The organism is Peribacillus sp. FSL H8-0477 (assembly GCF_038002765.1).
Taxonomy (GTDB): domain Bacteria; phylum Bacillota; class Bacilli; order Bacillales; family DSM-1321; genus Peribacillus.
Genome location: NZ_JBBODE010000001.1, coordinates 1,460,826 through 1,477,155, shown reverse-complemented (window position 1 = coordinate 1,477,155; position 16,330 = coordinate 1,460,826). Strand labels below are relative to the sequence as shown.

Sequence of the window (16,330 nt, the reverse complement as noted above, 5' to 3'; positions counted from 1 at the left end):
TATTTAATTTATGCATTTGACAGATCATCTGTGTTTATGATATATTTTCTAAGGTAAATTGAATACGTGTTTGAGTGAAAGAAGGAGCACCCGCTTCTCACCTGGCGACGCAATAAGTTGTCTGCAGGTCATGATTTGATTATTTGAATTTATTCAACTTAGTCTATCAGTGTGGGTGTCATAGGCATCGACGCTTTTTTTGTGCGATAAGGCAAGAGCAAATCATGGGCGATTACGCCGATAGTCGTGTGTGAATTTTTTAATCAAACCGTTTATTCGTTAAATAACCTTGGAGGTGGCTAACTATTAGTAAAGACGCGATGGTAAACGAGGGCATCCGCGCCCGTGAAGTTCGACTAATCGATCAAAACGGAGAGCAGCTTGGAATTAAAACTAAATTCGAAGCAATGGAAATCGCCGCTCGTGTAAATCTTGATCTAGTTCTAGTTGCTGCGAATGCAAAGCCTCCGGTAGCCCGGATTATGGACTACGGAAAACACCGCTTCGAGCAGCAAAAGAAAGAAAAAGAAGCTCGTAAAAATCAAAAGATCATCAGTTTGAAAGAGGTTCGTTTGAGCCCTACAATTGAGGAACATGATTATAATACGAAACTTCGCAACGGGATTAAATTCCTTGAAAAAGGCGATAAAGTAAAAGCTTCTATCCGCTTTAAGGGACGTGCGATTACACATAAAGAGATTGGTCAACGTGTACTAGTTCGCTTTGCTGAAGCTTGTAAAGAAGTGGCTACTATTGAACAACATCCAAAAATGGATGGTCGCAGTATGTTCATTATATTAGCACCGAAAAACGAAAAGTAATTGTAATGAGGAGGAATACCTTATGCCAAAGATGAAAACTCACCGCGGTTCTGCTAAACGTTTCAAAAAAACTGGATCCGGTAAATTGAAGCGCGGAAATGCTTATACAAGCCATTTATTTGCTAACAAATCAACTAAGCAAAAACGCAATCTTCGTAAAGCTAGTCTTGTAAGTAAAGGTGACTACAAACGTATTCGTCACATGTTAGACAATATCAAGTAAAATCGATTGTTCGATTGAAATAGGAGGGAAATAACATGCCACGTGTAAAAGGCGGTACTGTTACTCGCAAACGTCGTAAAAAGGTTATAAAATTAGCTAAAGGTTACTATGGCGCGAAACATATTCTTTTCAAAGTAGCTAACCAACAAGTAATGAAGTCAGGAAACTATGCTTTCCGTGACCGTAAACAAAAGAAACGTGATTTCCGTAAATTATGGATCACACGTATCAATGCTGCAGCTCGCATCAACGGTCTTTCTTACAGCCGTTTAATGTTTGGCTTAAAGCTTGCTGGTATCGAAATGAACCGCAAAATGCTTGCTGATCTTGCTATCAGTGATGCACAAGCATTCGCACAATTAGCAACTACTGCTAAACAACAATTAGAAAAATAAGATCATTTGATCTATGAAAAGCCATTCTCTTTACCGAGAATGGCTTTTTTAGTCAAGAAAGGAGTTATCGATTGATTACTGAGCTATGGATTTATGCAGTGGTTATTAATGTGATTGCCTATTTCACAATGGGGATCGATAAAAAAAGAGCACAAAAGCAACAGTACCGAATAAGTGAAAGAACTCTTTGGGTGCTCGCCTGGATTGGCGGGGCAGCTGGGGCTTTTGCTGGGATGAAAAAGTTTCGACATAAAACGAAGCATTCTTCCTTTAAATGGGGTTTCCCTGCATTAATGATTATCCAGCTAGTGCTTGTGGGGTATGTCATCCTTTTGTCATAGTACAAGCAGGCAGAGGATATGCTGTAAGGAACAGCTGAGAATAAACAGGGAGGGCAAAACGTTGGAACAAAAACTCACCCTTATTATGAGTTTCTTCCAGACAGGGTCCATTATGGCGCCTATTTTCTTTATTCTATTTCATGTTTTAAGACAGTTTTTATTTATACCTGTGGTAGTAGTCTGTATTTCAGGCGGGATTTTATTCGGTGCTTTTGCAGGGACACTTTATTCGGTCATTGGCCTAACATTATCTTGTATTGCCTTCTATGGGGCAGTGCATCAGTTTCCTAGATTTGTGGCTCGCATCATGCAAATGAAGAATAAGTGTTTCGGTAACAGACAGTTAAATAGTCAACAAATTACAGTCTTACGTTTAATCCCCTTCATTCACTATCACTTGCTTTCCTTGTGTTTAATGGAAACGAAGAAAGGTTTAAAGGATTACTCCTATGCCTCGTTTTTAACGAATGTACCACTCGCTTTCATATATACAATTTTCGGAAATTATATTCGGGCATTTAGTCCAATCTTAATCATTTTACTTTTACTATCACTGTCGCTGCTCTTTTATCTGGTAAGGGAAAAACAAACCGTTATTCCGTGGAAAGAATTTTTTTCACAGAAGAGTGCCGGATAACATATTTGATTAAAGAAAGACTGCCGAGAATTCTCGACAGTCTTTGTGAGTTTCTTATTCTTTTAAGAATTCTTTAACAGGACTTTTCCAGTCGATCACAGCATTCGGATAATTACGTGTAATCTCGGATTGAATGTATAGAAAGTCCTTTCGCTCTAAGCCTTGCAGGGCCGCAGTACTTTTTGGCCAGATGAAAATGGAAACCACTTCAAAGGCTTCATCAGTCGTACCGAGGTATTTTTCTCCTTCGAATAATGCTCCCTTATAGGTTAATAAAAAATTTTTGCGAATATCCTGATGATCATCTAGAAAAAAGTACTTTTTGTGCTCATGAGCAAGTTCTAGCTTCCTTTTCGGGCTTAGTATATATTTTATAGCTGTATATACTAGGAAAAGGATGAAAGCGAATATAAGTAACCGGAATAATAGAATCACGGAATTTTCCTCCTTACGTTTACAGAAGTAGTAGTATATATACGGATAGGTTTTCAATAGGTTTCAAATTTTTGATATAATTTTCAACGAGAAAGCATGAAAGAGAGTGGTTCGAGATGAATGTAGAAAAACTATTTAAGATGCAGGATGCCCTGGATCGTCATATTGAGGAAAAGCATGGGCTGGAAAACACGAATTTAATCGAAAAGAAAATTCTGGCTTTGCTGGTGGAGTTAGGCGAATTAGCAAATGAAACGAGATGCTTCAAGTTTTGGAGCTTAAAAGGACCAGCAGCAAAAGAAAGTATTCTAGCTGAATATGTTGATGGTGTTCACTTTATTTTGTCGCTTGGTATCGCCTGTGCGTTCAAAGATACAGTTACAGAGATGACTGACGTTGTAGATAAGGGACAAGATCCTACATCTATGTTTATCACATTGTATAGAGATATTGTATTGTTTGATCAAGACCGAACGGAGTCCAGGTATCGACAAGTATTTCAGGATTATCTGGCGCTAGGGAACCTGCTAGGTTTTTCAAGTGAAGACATAGAGCGTGCTTATGTGGATAAAAACCAAATTAATTATGATCGGCAGAAACAAGGGTATTGAGTGAAAAGTTGTTGTATAATAATGGATATACATACGTTTTAAGGGGGAGTACTTGGTGGCAGAACTAGATGAAACTGTAAGGATGCTCAAACGTCTTACCGATGCAAAAGGGGTACCTGGGAATGAAGGGGAAGTTCGAGAATTAATGCGTGAATATATTACTCCCTACGCGGATGAAGTAACCATTGATGGGATTGGTAGTCTGATTGCAAAGAAAATTGGCAAAGAAGATGGACCGAAAATTGTCATTTCTGGGCATTTAGATGAGGTAGGATTCATGGTAACTAGAATTGACGCAAAAGGTTTTCTCTGGTTTCAGCCTCTTGGCGGATGGTGGTCTCAAGTCCTGCTTGCACAACGGGTAACCGTTGTAACGAAAACGGGCGATTTAACGGGGATTATTGGTTCTAAACCACCTCATATCCTAACTCCCGAAGCACGAAAAAAGCCTGTCGACTTAAAAGATATGTTCATTGATATCGGTGCTTCAAGTGCTAAGGAAGCTAAAGATTGGGGAGTAAGACCAGGAGATATGGTTGTACCATACTTTGAATTTACAGTAATGAATAATGAAAAATTATTGCTGGCTAAGGCCTGGGATAACCGCATTGGCTGTGCGATTGCCATTGATGTACTTAAGCAGCTTGATGGTATGAATCATCCGAATATCGTATATGGCGTGGGGGCAGTTCAGGAAGAAGTCGGTTTCCGTGGAGCGAAAACGTCAACGTCTATGATTAAACCAGATATCGGCTTTGCTGTTGATGTTGGAACGGCGGGAGATACACCGGGAATCAGCGCTAAAGAATCACAGGGGAAATTGGGGGACGGTCCTCAAATTATTCTTTATGATGCCTCAATGATCTCTCATAAAGGACTTCGCGATTTAGTCGTACATACAGCGGAAGAGTTCAATATTCCTTATCAATATGAATCAATTCCAGGCGGCGGAACAGACGCAGGGGCAATTCACTTAACGGCGAACGGTGTGCCGGCGCTTGCGATTACGATTTCCACTCGTTATATCCATTCACATGCCGCTATGCTTAATCGTGATGATTATGAACATACGGTTAAATTACTTGTGGAAGTCATTAAAAAACTAGACCGTGAAACCGTTGATACATTAACATTTACGTAACAAATGGAAGGGTGCTAAAGGGCACCCTTTTTATTTTTTTTACTTTTCTGAAGGATAATCTTTTCGTTTAAGATCTTTCGTACCGGGTACATAGTAGATATGACAACGAAAGCATCTTAAGGAGGAATAGATAATGACTAAATCCGTATATGGAGTATTTGATTCAAATGCAGAAACAATTAGAGCGATTAATACACTTAAAGCAAAAGGTTATGCAAGTGACGATATTACAGTCGTAGCTAAGAATGAAGAAACAATGAATTTAGACAATCTTAACCGTACTGTGGATGTAAATACGGTGGTTACTGAAGACGATTCATTTATCGATAAAATTGTCCGCTTTTTTGTAGACGATAACCGGGATAGTTTATCTGAACGTCTTTCGAATGTAGGCTTATCAACCAGAGAAGCAGAAGCTTATACAGAAGATGTGAAAGATGGCAGGGTATTAGTTCTTGTTGAAGGAACGGGCAACATTGGAGAAGGAACTGTGACTAATGAACCAGATGTTGCTTTAACCAGCAAACAAGAAGAAACTGATTTAAGAGAAAAAAATTCAATTTCAACAGGTATGACAAACAATCCTGATCCTAATATTTTCCCTTCTACTACAAGCAATGCTCTTCCACAGGAAGAGGAACATACTGTTGTGACGGGAAATGTAGCAGAGCGTCCAATTTACGATCCAAGTGATGATTTGGTTACTGATGAAAAGATGAATGATGTCAGCTATGCAGAAAAAAGCCGTGGCCGCTTTGATGGTCGGCCAAGTGATTCAACAACAGGTGATATAAAGCACCATAATTTTGATTTAGATGAAAAAGCGTTAACAGAAGATAGAGTAGACAATGAAAAGAAGTTGAATGATGTTGGGTATGCACAAAGCAGCCGAGACCGTTTTGATGGGGAAAATAATGATCCAGATACAGCGGTTTTCCCTCCAATACAAGGGGATAGACAACGTGACCCTAACACTCCTGTGACAGCAAAAGGTGCCTCACGCCAGGTTAACCGTCCGACAACGGATGAAATGGTTAAAGATGAGGATAACTTGAATACGGTTGGGTATGCTGCAAACAGTCACAGTCGTTTTGATTTAGATTCGGAAACGAAAAAAGAAGAAAAAAATGAGCCAACTATGCGTGATGAACAAATGGATGAAAAAGGATACAAAGTAATCAGTCGTACTTTAAATCCAAATGATGAAGAAACTAAATCATCAAGAAAAACGTATTAATAACATGTGGAAGCTGTCGAGAAATTTCTCGACAGCTTTTTCATTTGTTACGAGGCTGGAGGGGGAGAAAATCGTTTAGTAATCCATCCTATGGGTATTAATAGGTATATGGAAAAACTAGGGAGGAATGAACATGGAAACGAAGGTATACGGAGTATTTCATCAAAATGAAGCGATTCAAGAAATACAAGCACTTCAAGCCAAGGGATACAAAGGAAAAGAAATAACGGTATTAGCAAAAAGTGAAGAAGAACTAGAACGATTGGGTGATAACGGGCTCGAGCATGTAAAAACCTTTTCTGATGAAGATGATGAATCGCTGGTAGATAAGGTAGCTAGGATATTTATGAATATTGGAAAAGAAGACTTAACAGACAAACTCGCAGGTGCTGGTTTATCTGACACAGAAGCACATGCATATATGAAAGAAATTAATGAAGGAAAAGTAGTCGTTTTAGTAAACGAAGGTTCGCACCTTATTGAAGGGACAAAAGCGGGCTACATGGAACAAGTAAAGCCGCATAAACAGCAAAATAAAAAAGATTATCCACCTGTAACCAAAACATCTGTCCCAGATGGTGAAAAGACTACGTACCAAACCACCGAAGAGTTGGAGCAAGTAAAAGACTTAGAGTCTAGGCAGCCAGTGAGTGACCCAAATGCTGACCCTGTCTCATCTAAGACTAAAGAATCGAATATCATTAGACGGGAAGTAGCTAATGAGGCGGACGATGTTCAACTCGACAATGATGGTAATGCAATCATTCATGACGAACAGCTGAAAAATCGGATCAACACAGATCATCTGTAATCAAGTAATGGATTAAGCTATCGAGAAAATCTCGGTAGCTTTTTTCGGTCTAGAATGGAAAAACACAATAGCCTAAGGCTATTGTGTTTTTAATCCTGTTTCGAGAAGCTGGAGCATTTCTGCTTTTTCTGATTCACTTGCATTTTGCCAAATGACTTCGAATAAGACGCCAAGACCTGGAAGCATTTTTTCTTCACCGTTCTGTATGGCATCTACAATTGTGTCCTGTAATTGTTCTTGAGTATTCCCTGTAACGTTGTGAATAATGGCATTACGTAAATTCAGGTTCATCATTTATCCTCCTCATTCAGTACTCACATTGATAGCTTGCACAGATCGGTATGCATTATGTATGTAAATTACGTTATAATAGGAAAATCAGTCAGCATAAAAGGAGAGTTCAGCCTTGAACTATATCGAATCAGTTAAAAATACTAAAGTAAAGCAATGGAAGAAGCTATTAACCAAGAAAGAAAGAGATAAATCAGGCCGCTATTTAATTGAAGGATTCCATCTTGTCGAGGAAGCGTTAAAAGAAAAAAATATTGTCCAAGAAGTGATTATTAGCCAAGATACGGAATTACCTGCGGGCTTTACAATAGAAGATACAGAAATTATTTATGTGGCCAAAGAAGTGATGAAAGTAATTTGTGATACAGAAACACCACAAGGAATTGCTGCAGTTTGTGAGCAGAAGACGCAGAATTTAAGTGAGATTAATCCCCAAAGACTTCTTCTGGTTGATGCCGTTCAGGATCCAGGTAATATTGGGACGATGATTCGAACAGCTGATGCTGCAGGAATGGATGCCGTGATTTTAGGCGAAGGTTGTGCAGATGTGTATAACTCGAAGGTCATTCGTTCTACACAAGGTAGTCTATTTCATATGCCGGTCATCAAGGCCAATCTTTCAGAGGTAATTAATTCGCTTATGGAACAGGGAGTACCAGTTTACGGAACTGCGCTTGAAGGAGCTATTCCATTTGAACAAGTTGAAAAAACAGAGAAATTTGCGCTTTTAGTTGGCAATGAGGGGCAGGGAGTGAGTAAGGAGTTACTTGCTAAAACCACTCAGAACCTGTATATACCAATCCACGGCAGAAGTGAATCACTGAACGTGGGGATTGCCGCAGGAATTTTAATGTATTACCTAAGAAAAAATTTATAATCGATTTGCTACCCATCCCGATTTATACTATAATAAAACACAATTGTATAAAGTTTATCGACAGTGACAGAGACCAGTAGCAAAACTCAACCATTCAGGGAAAAAATGCCGAGACTGAGAGCATTTTATGGCGCGCTTTTTGTGAATTCAACTCTCGAGTCGGCATCGGGATGGTCTCTTTATGTGATCGAAAGATGCCCCGGCGAAAAGCCGTTATCTAAATTAAGTGAGCACCCTTGTTGATTTTGGTGCTAATAAGGGTGGTACCGCGATACATAAACCTCGTCCCTTTCTGGGATGGGGTTTTTTTGTGTTCCAAAAATCTTTATTTATGAGGAGGAAACATCATGCAAGAACGTCTGCTTGAACTGCAGCAGGAAGCGCTGCAAAAGGCAACCGAAGCGACTGAACTAAAGGAATTAAATGATATTCGTGTTGCATATTTAGGGAAAAAAGGACCGATTACAGAGGTATTACGAGGCATGGGGAAATTATCTGCGGAGGAACGTCCGAAAATTGGCGCATTGGCTAATGATGTTCGTGCTGCGATTGCTTCAAAAATTGAAGAAAAACAGCATGTGTTTGAAACAGCAGCGGTTAACGCACAGCTTGCTTCTGAGAAAATCGATGTAACCCTTCCAGGACGTCCAGTTAATAAGGGAAACCAACATCCATTAACACGCATTGTTGAAGACATCGAAGACTTGTTCATTGGGATGGGGTATAGCGTTGCGGAAGGTCCTGAGGTGGAAAGTGATTATTATAACTTTGAAGCGTTGAATCTGCCGAAAAGTCATCCAGCACGTGATATGCAGGATTCTTTCTATATTACGGATGAAATTCTTATGCGTACACATACATCTCCTGTTCAAGCACGTACCATGGAGATGCACAAAGGCGCAGGTCCAGTTAAAATTATTTGTCCTGGTAAAGTGTATCGCCGTGATAATGATGATGCAACGCACTCACATCAATTCATGCAAATCGAAGGCCTTGTTATCGATGAAAACATCAGCATGAGCGATTTGAAAGGAACACTTGAAGTATTTGCGAAGAAAGTATTCGGTCAAGACCGGGAAATTCGTCTTCGTCCAAGCTTCTTCCCATTCACTGAACCATCCGTTGAAATCGATATCTCGTGTAAAATTTGCAGCGGCAAAGGCTGCAGTGTTTGTAAGAACACTGGCTGGATCGAAGTACTTGGTGGTGGTATGGTCCATCCAAACGTACTTGAAATGGCTGGTTTCGATTCAAAAAGATATTCTGGATTTGCATTCGGAATCGGTGTAGAACGTATTGCCATGCTTAAATACGGCGTTGATGATATCCGTCATTTCTATACAAATGATCTGCGTTTCTTAAAGCAATTTCACACTCATGAATCAGAATAAATTTTAAAGGAGGACCTATCATGTTTGTATCATATAAATGGCTGCAGGAGTATGTAGATCTTTCAGGCATCAGCGCTGATGAGCTGGCAGAAAAAATTACAAAAAGCGGCATAGAGGTTGAAGGAGTAGAAAAAAAGAGTGAAGGATTAAAAGGCATTGTGATCGGTCATGTTGTAGAACGTGAACCGCATCCAAACGCTGATAAATTAAATGTCTGCCAAGTTGATCTTGGAAATGAAACCGTTCAAATCGTTTGCGGAGCGCCAAACGTTGATAAAGGTCAAAAAGTAGCTGTAGCAACTGTTGGAGCTGTATTACCCGGCAACTTCAAAATTAAAAAAGCGAAGCTTCGGGGTGAAGTATCACACGGGATGATTTGTTCACTGAAAGAGCTTGGTATTGATTCTAAGTTGGTTGCGAAGGAATATGCGACTGGGATTTTTGTTTTTCCAAGCGATGTAGAAGTAGGAACAGACGCTTTACTAGCACTAGGTCTTGACGATGAGATTCTTGAACTAGGCTTAACTCCAAATCGTTCGGATGCGTTAAGTATGCTGGGCGTCGCTTACGAAGTTGGAGCAATTTTGGGACGTGACGTGAAATGGCCGGAAATTTCGACGGAAGAAGCGGCTGAAAAGGCATCTGACTTCATCACTATTAAAGTAGACAATGCTGAGGATAACCCGCTTTATATTGCTAAAGTGATAAAAGATGTAAAAATTGGACCTTCACCGTTATGGATGCAAACTCGTTTAATGGCAAGCGGTATTCGTCCACATAACAACGTAGTGGATATTACCAACTTCATTCTGCTTGAATATGGTCAACCGCTTCATGCATTCGATTACGATCGTCTTGGTTCAAAGGAGATTGTTGTTAGAAGAGCAAAAGATGCTGAAAAAATAACCACGTTAGATGAAGCAGAACGCACGTTAACTTCTGATCATCTGGTCATCACAAATGGTACTGAACCTGTTGCCATTGCCGGTGTTATGGGTGGGGCTAATTCTGAAGTAAAACAGGATACAACAACCGTCATTATTGAATCGGCTTATTTTGCTGGAACAGTTGTCCGTAAAGCTTCGAAAGATCATGGATTACGTAGTGAAGCCAGTGCCCGCTTTGAAAAGGGTGTTGATCCTGCTCGTGTTCGCGCTGCTGGAGAACGTGCAGCACAGTTAATTTCTGAGTATGCTGGCGGCACGATACTCGCTGGTACAGCAGAATTTGATGAAATGAAAATGGAGCCTAAGGTAATTTCGATTACGTTAGACAAAATCAATACCCTTCTTGGTACATCGATGACTGTATCAGAGGTTGAATCCATCTTTACTCGTTTACAGTTTGGTGTTGAGCGGGATAATGAAACATTTATCGTTACCGTTCCGACTCGCCGTGGAGATATTACGATTGAGGCTGATCTTGTGGAAGAAGCAGCACGGTTATATGGATATGATAATATTCCAGCGACATTGCCTATCGGCGAAACAGCTCCGGGCCGTTTAACGGACTATCAATTGAAACGCCGTAAAACACGTTCTATTCTTGAAGGTGCAGGCTTGAATCAAGCGGTGACCTATTCATTAACAAGCAAGGAAAAAGCCGCTCAATTTGCACTCGAAAATCGTGAATCAATAACACTTGCCATGCCAATGAGTGAGGAACGCAGTCAGCTTCGGTTGAGCATTGTTCCACAACTGCTTGAAGTTCTTAAATATAACAATGCACGTTCAATTGATTCACTAGCTCTTTATGAAATAGGAGCAGTGTTCCTTAAGCAAGATGGGGAAGAACTTCCTGAAGAACGCGAGCATGTTGCTGCAGCCATGACTGGCCTATGGGAATCACATCTATGGCAAGGTGAGAAGAAACCAGTTGATTTCTTCGTGGCTAAGGGAATTTTGGAAGCTTTATTCAATGAACTAGGCTTGAACAGCCAAGTTGAGTACCGTCAAGCTGAAAATATTGCAGACATGCATCCTGGTCGTACAGCAGAAATCTTACTGAATGGCCGTGTTATTGGCTTTATTGGTCAGATTCACCCAACGCTTCAAAAGGAACTTGATTTGAAAGAAACGTTTATCTTTGAACTTTCCTTTAAAGATGCAGCCCTGGCTGACGTTGCGCCGATTGCTTACCAAGTAATCCCACGCTTCCCGTCCATTTCTCGTGATATTGCGTTAGTCGTTGATACGAATACGGTAGCAGGCGATATTAAAAAAGTTATTATCGAAGCAGGCGGTTCCCTTCTGAAGGAAGTCAGTATTTTTGACCTATATGAAGGAGAGCACATGGAAGCTGGTAAAAAATCACTAGCTTACTCGCTGAAATACTTCGATCCTGAACGGACGTTGACAGACGAAGAAGTAACCAAAGCACATGAAAAAGTACTAACAGCCGTTAAAGAAAAATCAGGCGCTGAATTAAGAGGATAACCAATAAGCAGAGGTTCGGAATGGTTTCATTCCGAACCTCTTTTACATTTTTCGGACCAATAGGTCATTTACTTTTGGCTATGTTAAAAGAAAAGGTTGAGTTCAAGATTAACCAAAAAATGAGTATGGAAAATTTTTCCCACGATCATTTTACTATTCCACCCTTTTTTACTAAAGACATTTTTAAATCAATAATTTTCTAATTCAGTTTCTAAATCTTTGAGGATAACATCTATATTTACCACTGCTGTATTATTATCAGTTGGAAAAATAGACAGTTTTATTCCATCGTTTTTCATTCTACTAAGCCATTTATCAATAAAACATCCAGGTTAATTAATTTAGCTTTAAAATCTATCCATTCACTTTTAGTACAGGATTCTGCAAATTCCTCTTTAGGAAAGAATGGAATCAGAGTATTACCTTTCTCATCTTGTGCTGTTACCCATCCATCATTATACAAAGCCCAAACCTCTTCATAATCTATAACTTTTTTTATGAAATACTCGTATCTTATATACGGTGGTTGTTTAATTACTGCTTCAAACTCTCTTTTATTCATGAGAAACACTCCAAATCCTATTAACAAATTGCACAGTTAGGTTAAGTTGTAACCTTTATAAACAAAGCCGAATTTACTAAAAATCAATCCGTAACTTTAAATAGCCTTACTTTTTTAAGTTTAGAAAGTCAGTTGATTGAAGTGGAAGGCGTGAAGACTCCTGCGGGAACAGCGGGACAGGTGAGACCCCGCAGGAGCGTAAGCATTGATGCGGCTCACCGCCCGCTCCGCGGAAAGCGAAGCGCCTGGAATGGAAATCAACATCTCGATTTTAAAGATTTCACCTATTTGTTAATTGATTGTGCAGAAAAGCATAGTTTTAATGCACAAGGTGACTATTGCTGTGCAGAACTATTCAAAAAGTGTGCACAGCAGGCGGATTTGTGTGCAAAACTCGAAAAAAATTGTGCAAAAGGTATTTTGCTAAACGGAAACAGGCTGTCGATCTCTCGACAGCCTGTTTTGTTTATTGATAGGTATTTCGGTAGATTACCTTAGCTTTTTCTGTATTGGCAAAATGGACTTTAGTGAAGATGTTGAGGGCTTCGATTCCTTTTTCATGAATGAGCCTGGCTGCAGCTTGATCCACGGCTGGGCCTGCCCCTTTTGGAATCTTGAACCCAGCACGTTCACTTAAGATGTCGAAATGCTTGACGAATGCATAGCGGGCTAATATGGAAGCAGCAGCCACTCCAAGATGAATGCCTTCAGCCTTAGTACTTAAATAAACGGATTTGGACGTAAATACTTCTTGTCCCTTTAAGTAATTAAAGAATACGTCCGGCTGAGCAAATTGATCGATTAGAATGCCTTCAGTTTGAACGGGTTCTATTTTTTTGATCACATGTTTAATAGCTTGATTATGAAGCAGTGCTTTCATCTTTCCTTGTGACATACCTTGCGCTTGCAGTGCATTGTATTTTGGATTAGTACAAACGAGCAAGCTATAGGGTACTAGTTCTTTCAACTGCTCGCCAATTTCAAGGATTTGCGGGTCTTTTAAATGTTTGGAATCCTTTACGCCAATCTCCTTTAACAACGTTAAATGCTCCCGATCTGCATATACCGCAACAACGGTAATGGGGCCAAAGAAGTCGCCTGTACCGACTTCATCGGAGCCTATTATCGACATACTGCCAATATGCGGGGGAGGTGAGAAGCGGTGTTGTTTGATAGAAGGCAAAGATTCTGAAGGGGCAGCTGTTCCCCATCTGCTCGCTTCTGCCGCCGCCTGCTCACCTTGAAATAATACTTTTCCAGACTTGTAAGCTGTAATCGTGCAGGACTGCAACTGGGCAGCAAACAGGCTGCCAGGGGGTAATTTCTCTATCAACTGAGTAGAATAATAGCGTTTGACATTCGAAATTTGGTCGGATGAGAGAAGGATAACGACATGGGACATCAAATAGGCTCCTTATATATTAATATTTTCCGTTAATTTACAAAAAAATAGGCGGAGGCTGGTGAATTGCCAGTCCTCACTCTTTCAAGAGGAAAAGCTTCATGATATGATATAGACTAGGATTCTTCAGATTGGAGGCATCATTTTGTTAGACGATAAAAAAAGAAAAATAACAGTTGATATATATGGCCAGCAATATACAATCGTCGGGGAAGAAAGTTCAAGTCACATTCGTGTTGTTGCATCCATGGTCGATGATAAGATGCGCGAAATTAGTGCCGTGAATCCTTCGCTGGATACAGCTAAGCTTGCAGTATTGACAGCCGTTAATACCGTGCACGATTATATGAAATTAAAGGAACAAATTACCCAGCTAGAACTGGAATTACTGAAAAAAAGGGACTGAGTACATGCTTGATTTGGCAATTTTAGCTATTCTTTTGATCGGCTTTTTAATTGGTTTAAGACGTGGGTTTATTCTGCAGCTGATCCATTTAACAGGATTTATTGTTGCCTTTATTGCTGCCTATGTATATTATGGCGACCTTGCACCAAGGTTAAAGTTATGGATTCCATATCCATCACTTGGAAATCTGTCTGGTTTAGAAATGATACCTGACAGCGTTGGACTGGACACTGCTTATTATAATGCCATTGCTTTTGCTATTATTTTCTTCGGTGCTAAAATTATTTGGCAGCTGTTTGGTTCAATGCTCGATTTTATCGCACATTTGCCTATCCTAAAGCAATTGAACAGGTGGGGCGGCGGTATTTTAGGTTTTGCCGAAGTTTATCTTATCATGTTTATTCTATTATACATAGCTGTTTTACTGCCAATAGAAGCAGTACAGACACCAATCAACCAGTCTTTCCTTTCCGAGGCAATCATCACGAAAACGCCTTACTTCTCGAATTTGGTGAAGGAACTTTGGTTTTAACAAGACTCTTTAAAAAGCAGGTGTAACGGATGACAATTAATAAGAAAGATATAATTAAACTGTTAGAAACCATTGCTGTTTATATGGAATTGAAAGGTGAAAATCCTTTTAAGGTATCTGCTTTTAGAAAAGCTGCTGCTGCTTTGGAAACAGATGATAGAAGCCTTACCGAAATTGAGGATTTCACAGCGCTAAACGGAATAGGTAAAGGAACTGCTGCTGTTATTGTTGAATATATCGAACATAATAAATCAACAGTTTTAGAAGAGCTGCAGGAAGAAGTGCCTAAAGGCTTAATCCCATTATTACAGCTTCAAGGTCTCGGCGGCAAAAAAATTGCTAAGCTTCATAAAGAGCTTGCTGTCTGTGACGTGGAAGACTTAAAACGTGTTTGCGAAGAAGGCCGGGTTCGTGATTTAGCGGGATTTGGTAAAAAAACAGAAGAAAAAATCCTTGATGCGATTAAAGATGCAGGCTCACGTCCTGATCGGCTTCCTCTCGCTTTCATGCTTCCTATTGCTTCTGATATTGAGGCGTCGCTTGGAAATATGGATGGGATCATTAGGTATTCGAGAGCAGGAAGTATCCGCAGAATGAGAGAAACAATCAAGGACCTTGATTTTATTCTGTCAACGGACAATCCAGAACAAGTCAAAGATCAATTGTTATCCTTACCAGGGATAAAATCGGTCATTGCTGCAGGAGATACAAAGGTTTCAATCAATTTAGATTATAAATATGAGGTATCTGTAGATTTTCGCATGGTAAAAGACCATGAATTTATTACCACACTGCATCATTTCACAGGTTCGAAGGATCATAATGTACGGATGCGTCAACTGGCCAAGGAACGTGGCGAGAAGATTAGTGAATACGGTGTCGAGCAGGCAGAGACTGGAGAAATAAAGACCTTTGATAGTGAAGACGAGTTTTATCATCATTTTGGATTACCGTTTATTCCGCCAGAACTCCGTGAAGACGGAACAGAGGTAGACAAATATACGGATGATTCTCCGCTCATCACTTTGGAAGGAATTCAAGGGGATCTGCACATGCACACGACCTGGAGCGACGGAGCACATACAATTGATGAAATGATTCAAGCCTGCCGAGCTAAAGGGTATAAATATATGGCGATAACCGATCACTCCCAATACCTTAAGGTAGCGAATGGACTAACAGCTGAAAGACTGCGGGAACAAAAGAAAATCATTCATGATTTAAATGAGAAATATGATGATATCACCATTCTTTCAGGAATCGAAATGGACATTCTGCCGGATGGTACATTAGATTATGATGATGAGCTTTTGGCTGAAATGGACCTTGTGATTGCCTCGATTCACTCAAGCTTTTCACAATCCCGTGACAAAATTATGGACCGATTAAAGACAGCTTTAAATAGTCCACATGTGGATATTATAGCCCACCCAACGGGAAGACTGATTGGAAAACGTTCAGGTTATGAAGTAGATATGGACATGCTGATTGAACTGGCCGCTTCTACGAATACAGCATTAGAATTAAATGCAAATCCAAACCGCTTAGATTTATCTCCAGCTAATGTTCGTAAAGCACAGGATGCAGGAGTGAAAATCGTAATTAATACAGATGCTCACAGTATTGATATGCTCGAACATATGGCTGTTGGTGTATCGTCAGCAATCAAAGGGTGGCTGAAGCAGTCTACCGTACTTAATGCCGGCACAACTGAAGAATTACTTACTTTTTTAAAGAAATAATACAAACTACTATACCTACGCAAGAGGGAGGATTTTTACT

Annotated in this window: 19 protein-coding genes and 2 other annotated features; of the genes, 15 read left to right on the top strand and 4 right to left on the bottom strand. The window is 39.9% G+C overall.

What is annotated here, in order from left to right; all coding sequences use genetic code 11:
- Nucleotides 1-72 precede the first annotated feature (72 nt).
- Nucleotides 73-206 (top strand) — a sequence feature (ribosomal protein L20 leader region).
- Nucleotides 207-320: 114 nt separating this feature from the next.
- The 5 genes from infC to MHI18_RS07500 all read left to right on the top strand — a co-directional run bounded on the left by infC (nt 321) and on the right by MHI18_RS07500 (nt 2,417).
- Nucleotides 321-821, top strand: coding sequence for a translation initiation factor IF-3 (gene infC, locus MHI18_RS07520; protein ID WP_040373407.1), 501 nt, complete (start codon nt 321-323; stop codon nt 819-821).
- A gap of 22 nt (nt 822-843) precedes the next feature.
- Complete coding sequence (gene rpmI, locus MHI18_RS07515; RefSeq protein ID WP_040373406.1) at nt 844-1,044, top strand: 50S ribosomal protein L35; 201 nt, start codon at nt 844-846, stop codon at nt 1,042-1,044.
- A gap of 35 nt (nt 1,045-1,079) precedes the next feature.
- Nucleotides 1,080-1,439 carry a 50S ribosomal protein L20 gene (gene rplT / locus MHI18_RS07510; RefSeq protein ID WP_340846770.1) on the top strand — a complete coding sequence of 120 codons (360 nt, stop codon included), beginning with the start codon at nt 1,080-1,082 and terminating at the stop codon, nt 1,437-1,439.
- Nucleotides 1,440-1,510: 71 nt separating this feature from the next.
- Entirely contained in the window at nt 1,511-1,780 is a 270-nt protein-coding gene (locus MHI18_RS07505; RefSeq protein ID WP_340846769.1) for a DUF1294 domain-containing protein, read from the top strand.
- Between the two features lie 61 nt (nt 1,781-1,841).
- Nucleotides 1,842-2,417 carry a TVP38/TMEM64 family protein gene (locus MHI18_RS07500; RefSeq protein WP_340846768.1) on the top strand — a complete coding sequence of 192 codons (576 nt, stop codon included), beginning with the start codon at nt 1,842-1,844 and terminating at the stop codon, nt 2,415-2,417.
- A 54-nt stretch (nt 2,418-2,471) separates the two neighbouring features.
- Here MHI18_RS07500 and MHI18_RS07495 read toward each other — a convergent pair whose 3' ends face one another.
- Entirely contained in the window at nt 2,472-2,852 is a 381-nt protein-coding gene (locus tag MHI18_RS07495; protein ID WP_340846767.1) for a sigma-w pathway protein ysdB, read from the bottom strand.
- A gap of 116 nt (nt 2,853-2,968) precedes the next feature.
- Here MHI18_RS07495 and MHI18_RS07490 point away from each other — a divergent pair, with 116 nt between their 5' ends.
- The 4 genes from MHI18_RS07490 (at nt 2,969) to MHI18_RS07475 (ending at nt 6,652) form a co-directional block, all read left to right on the top strand.
- Nucleotides 2,969-3,463: a dUTP diphosphatase gene (locus MHI18_RS07490; protein ID WP_340846766.1), complete on the top strand. Its 495-nt coding sequence runs from the start codon at nt 2,969-2,971 to the stop codon at nt 3,461-3,463.
- A gap of 55 nt (nt 3,464-3,518) precedes the next feature.
- Entirely contained in the window at nt 3,519-4,604 is a 1,086-nt protein-coding gene (locus MHI18_RS07485; protein WP_340846765.1) for a M42 family metallopeptidase, read from the top strand.
- Between the two features lie 133 nt (nt 4,605-4,737).
- Nucleotides 4,738-5,841 (top strand): general stress protein, encoded by a 1,104-nt coding sequence (locus MHI18_RS07480; RefSeq protein WP_340846764.1) that lies wholly within the window; start codon nt 4,738-4,740, stop codon nt 5,839-5,841.
- Between the two features lie 133 nt (nt 5,842-5,974).
- Nucleotides 5,975-6,652 (top strand): general stress protein, encoded by a 678-nt coding sequence (locus tag MHI18_RS07475; RefSeq protein WP_340846763.1) that lies wholly within the window; start codon nt 5,975-5,977, stop codon nt 6,650-6,652.
- A 78-nt stretch (nt 6,653-6,730) separates the two neighbouring features.
- On the opposite strand, the gene sspI is transcribed toward MHI18_RS07475, so the two are convergent.
- Nucleotides 6,731-6,943: a small acid-soluble spore protein SspI gene (gene sspI / locus MHI18_RS07470; protein ID WP_040374592.1), complete on the bottom strand. Its 213-nt coding sequence runs from the start codon at nt 6,941-6,943 to the stop codon at nt 6,731-6,733.
- 115 nt (nt 6,944-7,058) lie between these two features.
- Here sspI and MHI18_RS07465 point away from each other — a divergent pair, with 115 nt between their 5' ends.
- The 3 genes from MHI18_RS07465 (at nt 7,059) to pheT (ending at nt 11,646) form a co-directional block, all read left to right on the top strand.
- The gene (locus MHI18_RS07465) at nt 7,059-7,820 is read left to right on the top strand and encodes a TrmH family RNA methyltransferase (protein WP_340846762.1); all 762 of its coding nucleotides are present in this window, start codon (nt 7,059-7,061) and stop codon (nt 7,818-7,820) included.
- Between the two features lie 54 nt (nt 7,821-7,874).
- Nucleotides 7,875-8,113 (top strand) — a binding site (T-box leader).
- Between the two features lie 54 nt (nt 8,114-8,167).
- Nucleotides 8,168-9,211 carry a phenylalanine--tRNA ligase subunit alpha gene (pheS, locus tag MHI18_RS07460; RefSeq protein ID WP_340846761.1) on the top strand — a complete coding sequence of 348 codons (1,044 nt, stop codon included), beginning with the start codon at nt 8,168-8,170 and terminating at the stop codon, nt 9,209-9,211.
- Nucleotides 9,212-9,231: 20 nt separating this feature from the next.
- Nucleotides 9,232-11,646 (top strand): phenylalanine--tRNA ligase subunit beta, encoded by a 2,415-nt coding sequence (gene pheT, locus MHI18_RS07455; RefSeq protein WP_340846760.1) that lies wholly within the window; start codon nt 9,232-9,234, stop codon nt 11,644-11,646.
- Nucleotides 11,647-11,941: 295 nt separating this feature from the next.
- On the opposite strand, the gene MHI18_RS07450 is transcribed toward pheT, so the two are convergent.
- Nucleotides 11,942-12,208, bottom strand: coding sequence for a DUF2750 domain-containing protein (locus MHI18_RS07450; RefSeq protein WP_340846759.1), 267 nt, complete (start codon nt 12,206-12,208; stop codon nt 11,942-11,944).
- Between the two features lie 466 nt (nt 12,209-12,674).
- Nucleotides 12,675-13,610 (bottom strand): ribonuclease HIII, encoded by a 936-nt coding sequence (gene rnhC, locus MHI18_RS07445; RefSeq protein ID WP_340846758.1) that lies wholly within the window; start codon nt 13,608-13,610, stop codon nt 12,675-12,677.
- Nucleotides 13,611-13,755: 145 nt separating this feature from the next.
- On the opposite strand from rnhC, the gene zapA reads away from it, so the two are divergent.
- Genes zapA through polX form a run of 3 tightly spaced genes read left to right on the top strand, consistent with a single transcriptional unit; the run spans nt 13,756 to nt 16,290 of the window.
- Complete coding sequence (zapA, locus tag MHI18_RS07440) at nt 13,756-14,016, top strand: cell division protein ZapA (protein ID WP_340846757.1); 261 nt, start codon at nt 13,756-13,758, stop codon at nt 14,014-14,016.
- A 4-nt stretch (nt 14,017-14,020) separates the two neighbouring features.
- Complete coding sequence (locus MHI18_RS07435) at nt 14,021-14,548, top strand: CvpA family protein (protein ID WP_340846756.1); 528 nt, start codon at nt 14,021-14,023, stop codon at nt 14,546-14,548.
- Nucleotides 14,549-14,577: 29 nt separating this feature from the next.
- Entirely contained in the window at nt 14,578-16,290 is a 1,713-nt protein-coding gene (gene polX, locus MHI18_RS07430) for a DNA polymerase/3'-5' exonuclease PolX (protein WP_340846755.1), read from the top strand.
- Nucleotides 16,291-16,330: the final 40 nt, after the last annotated feature.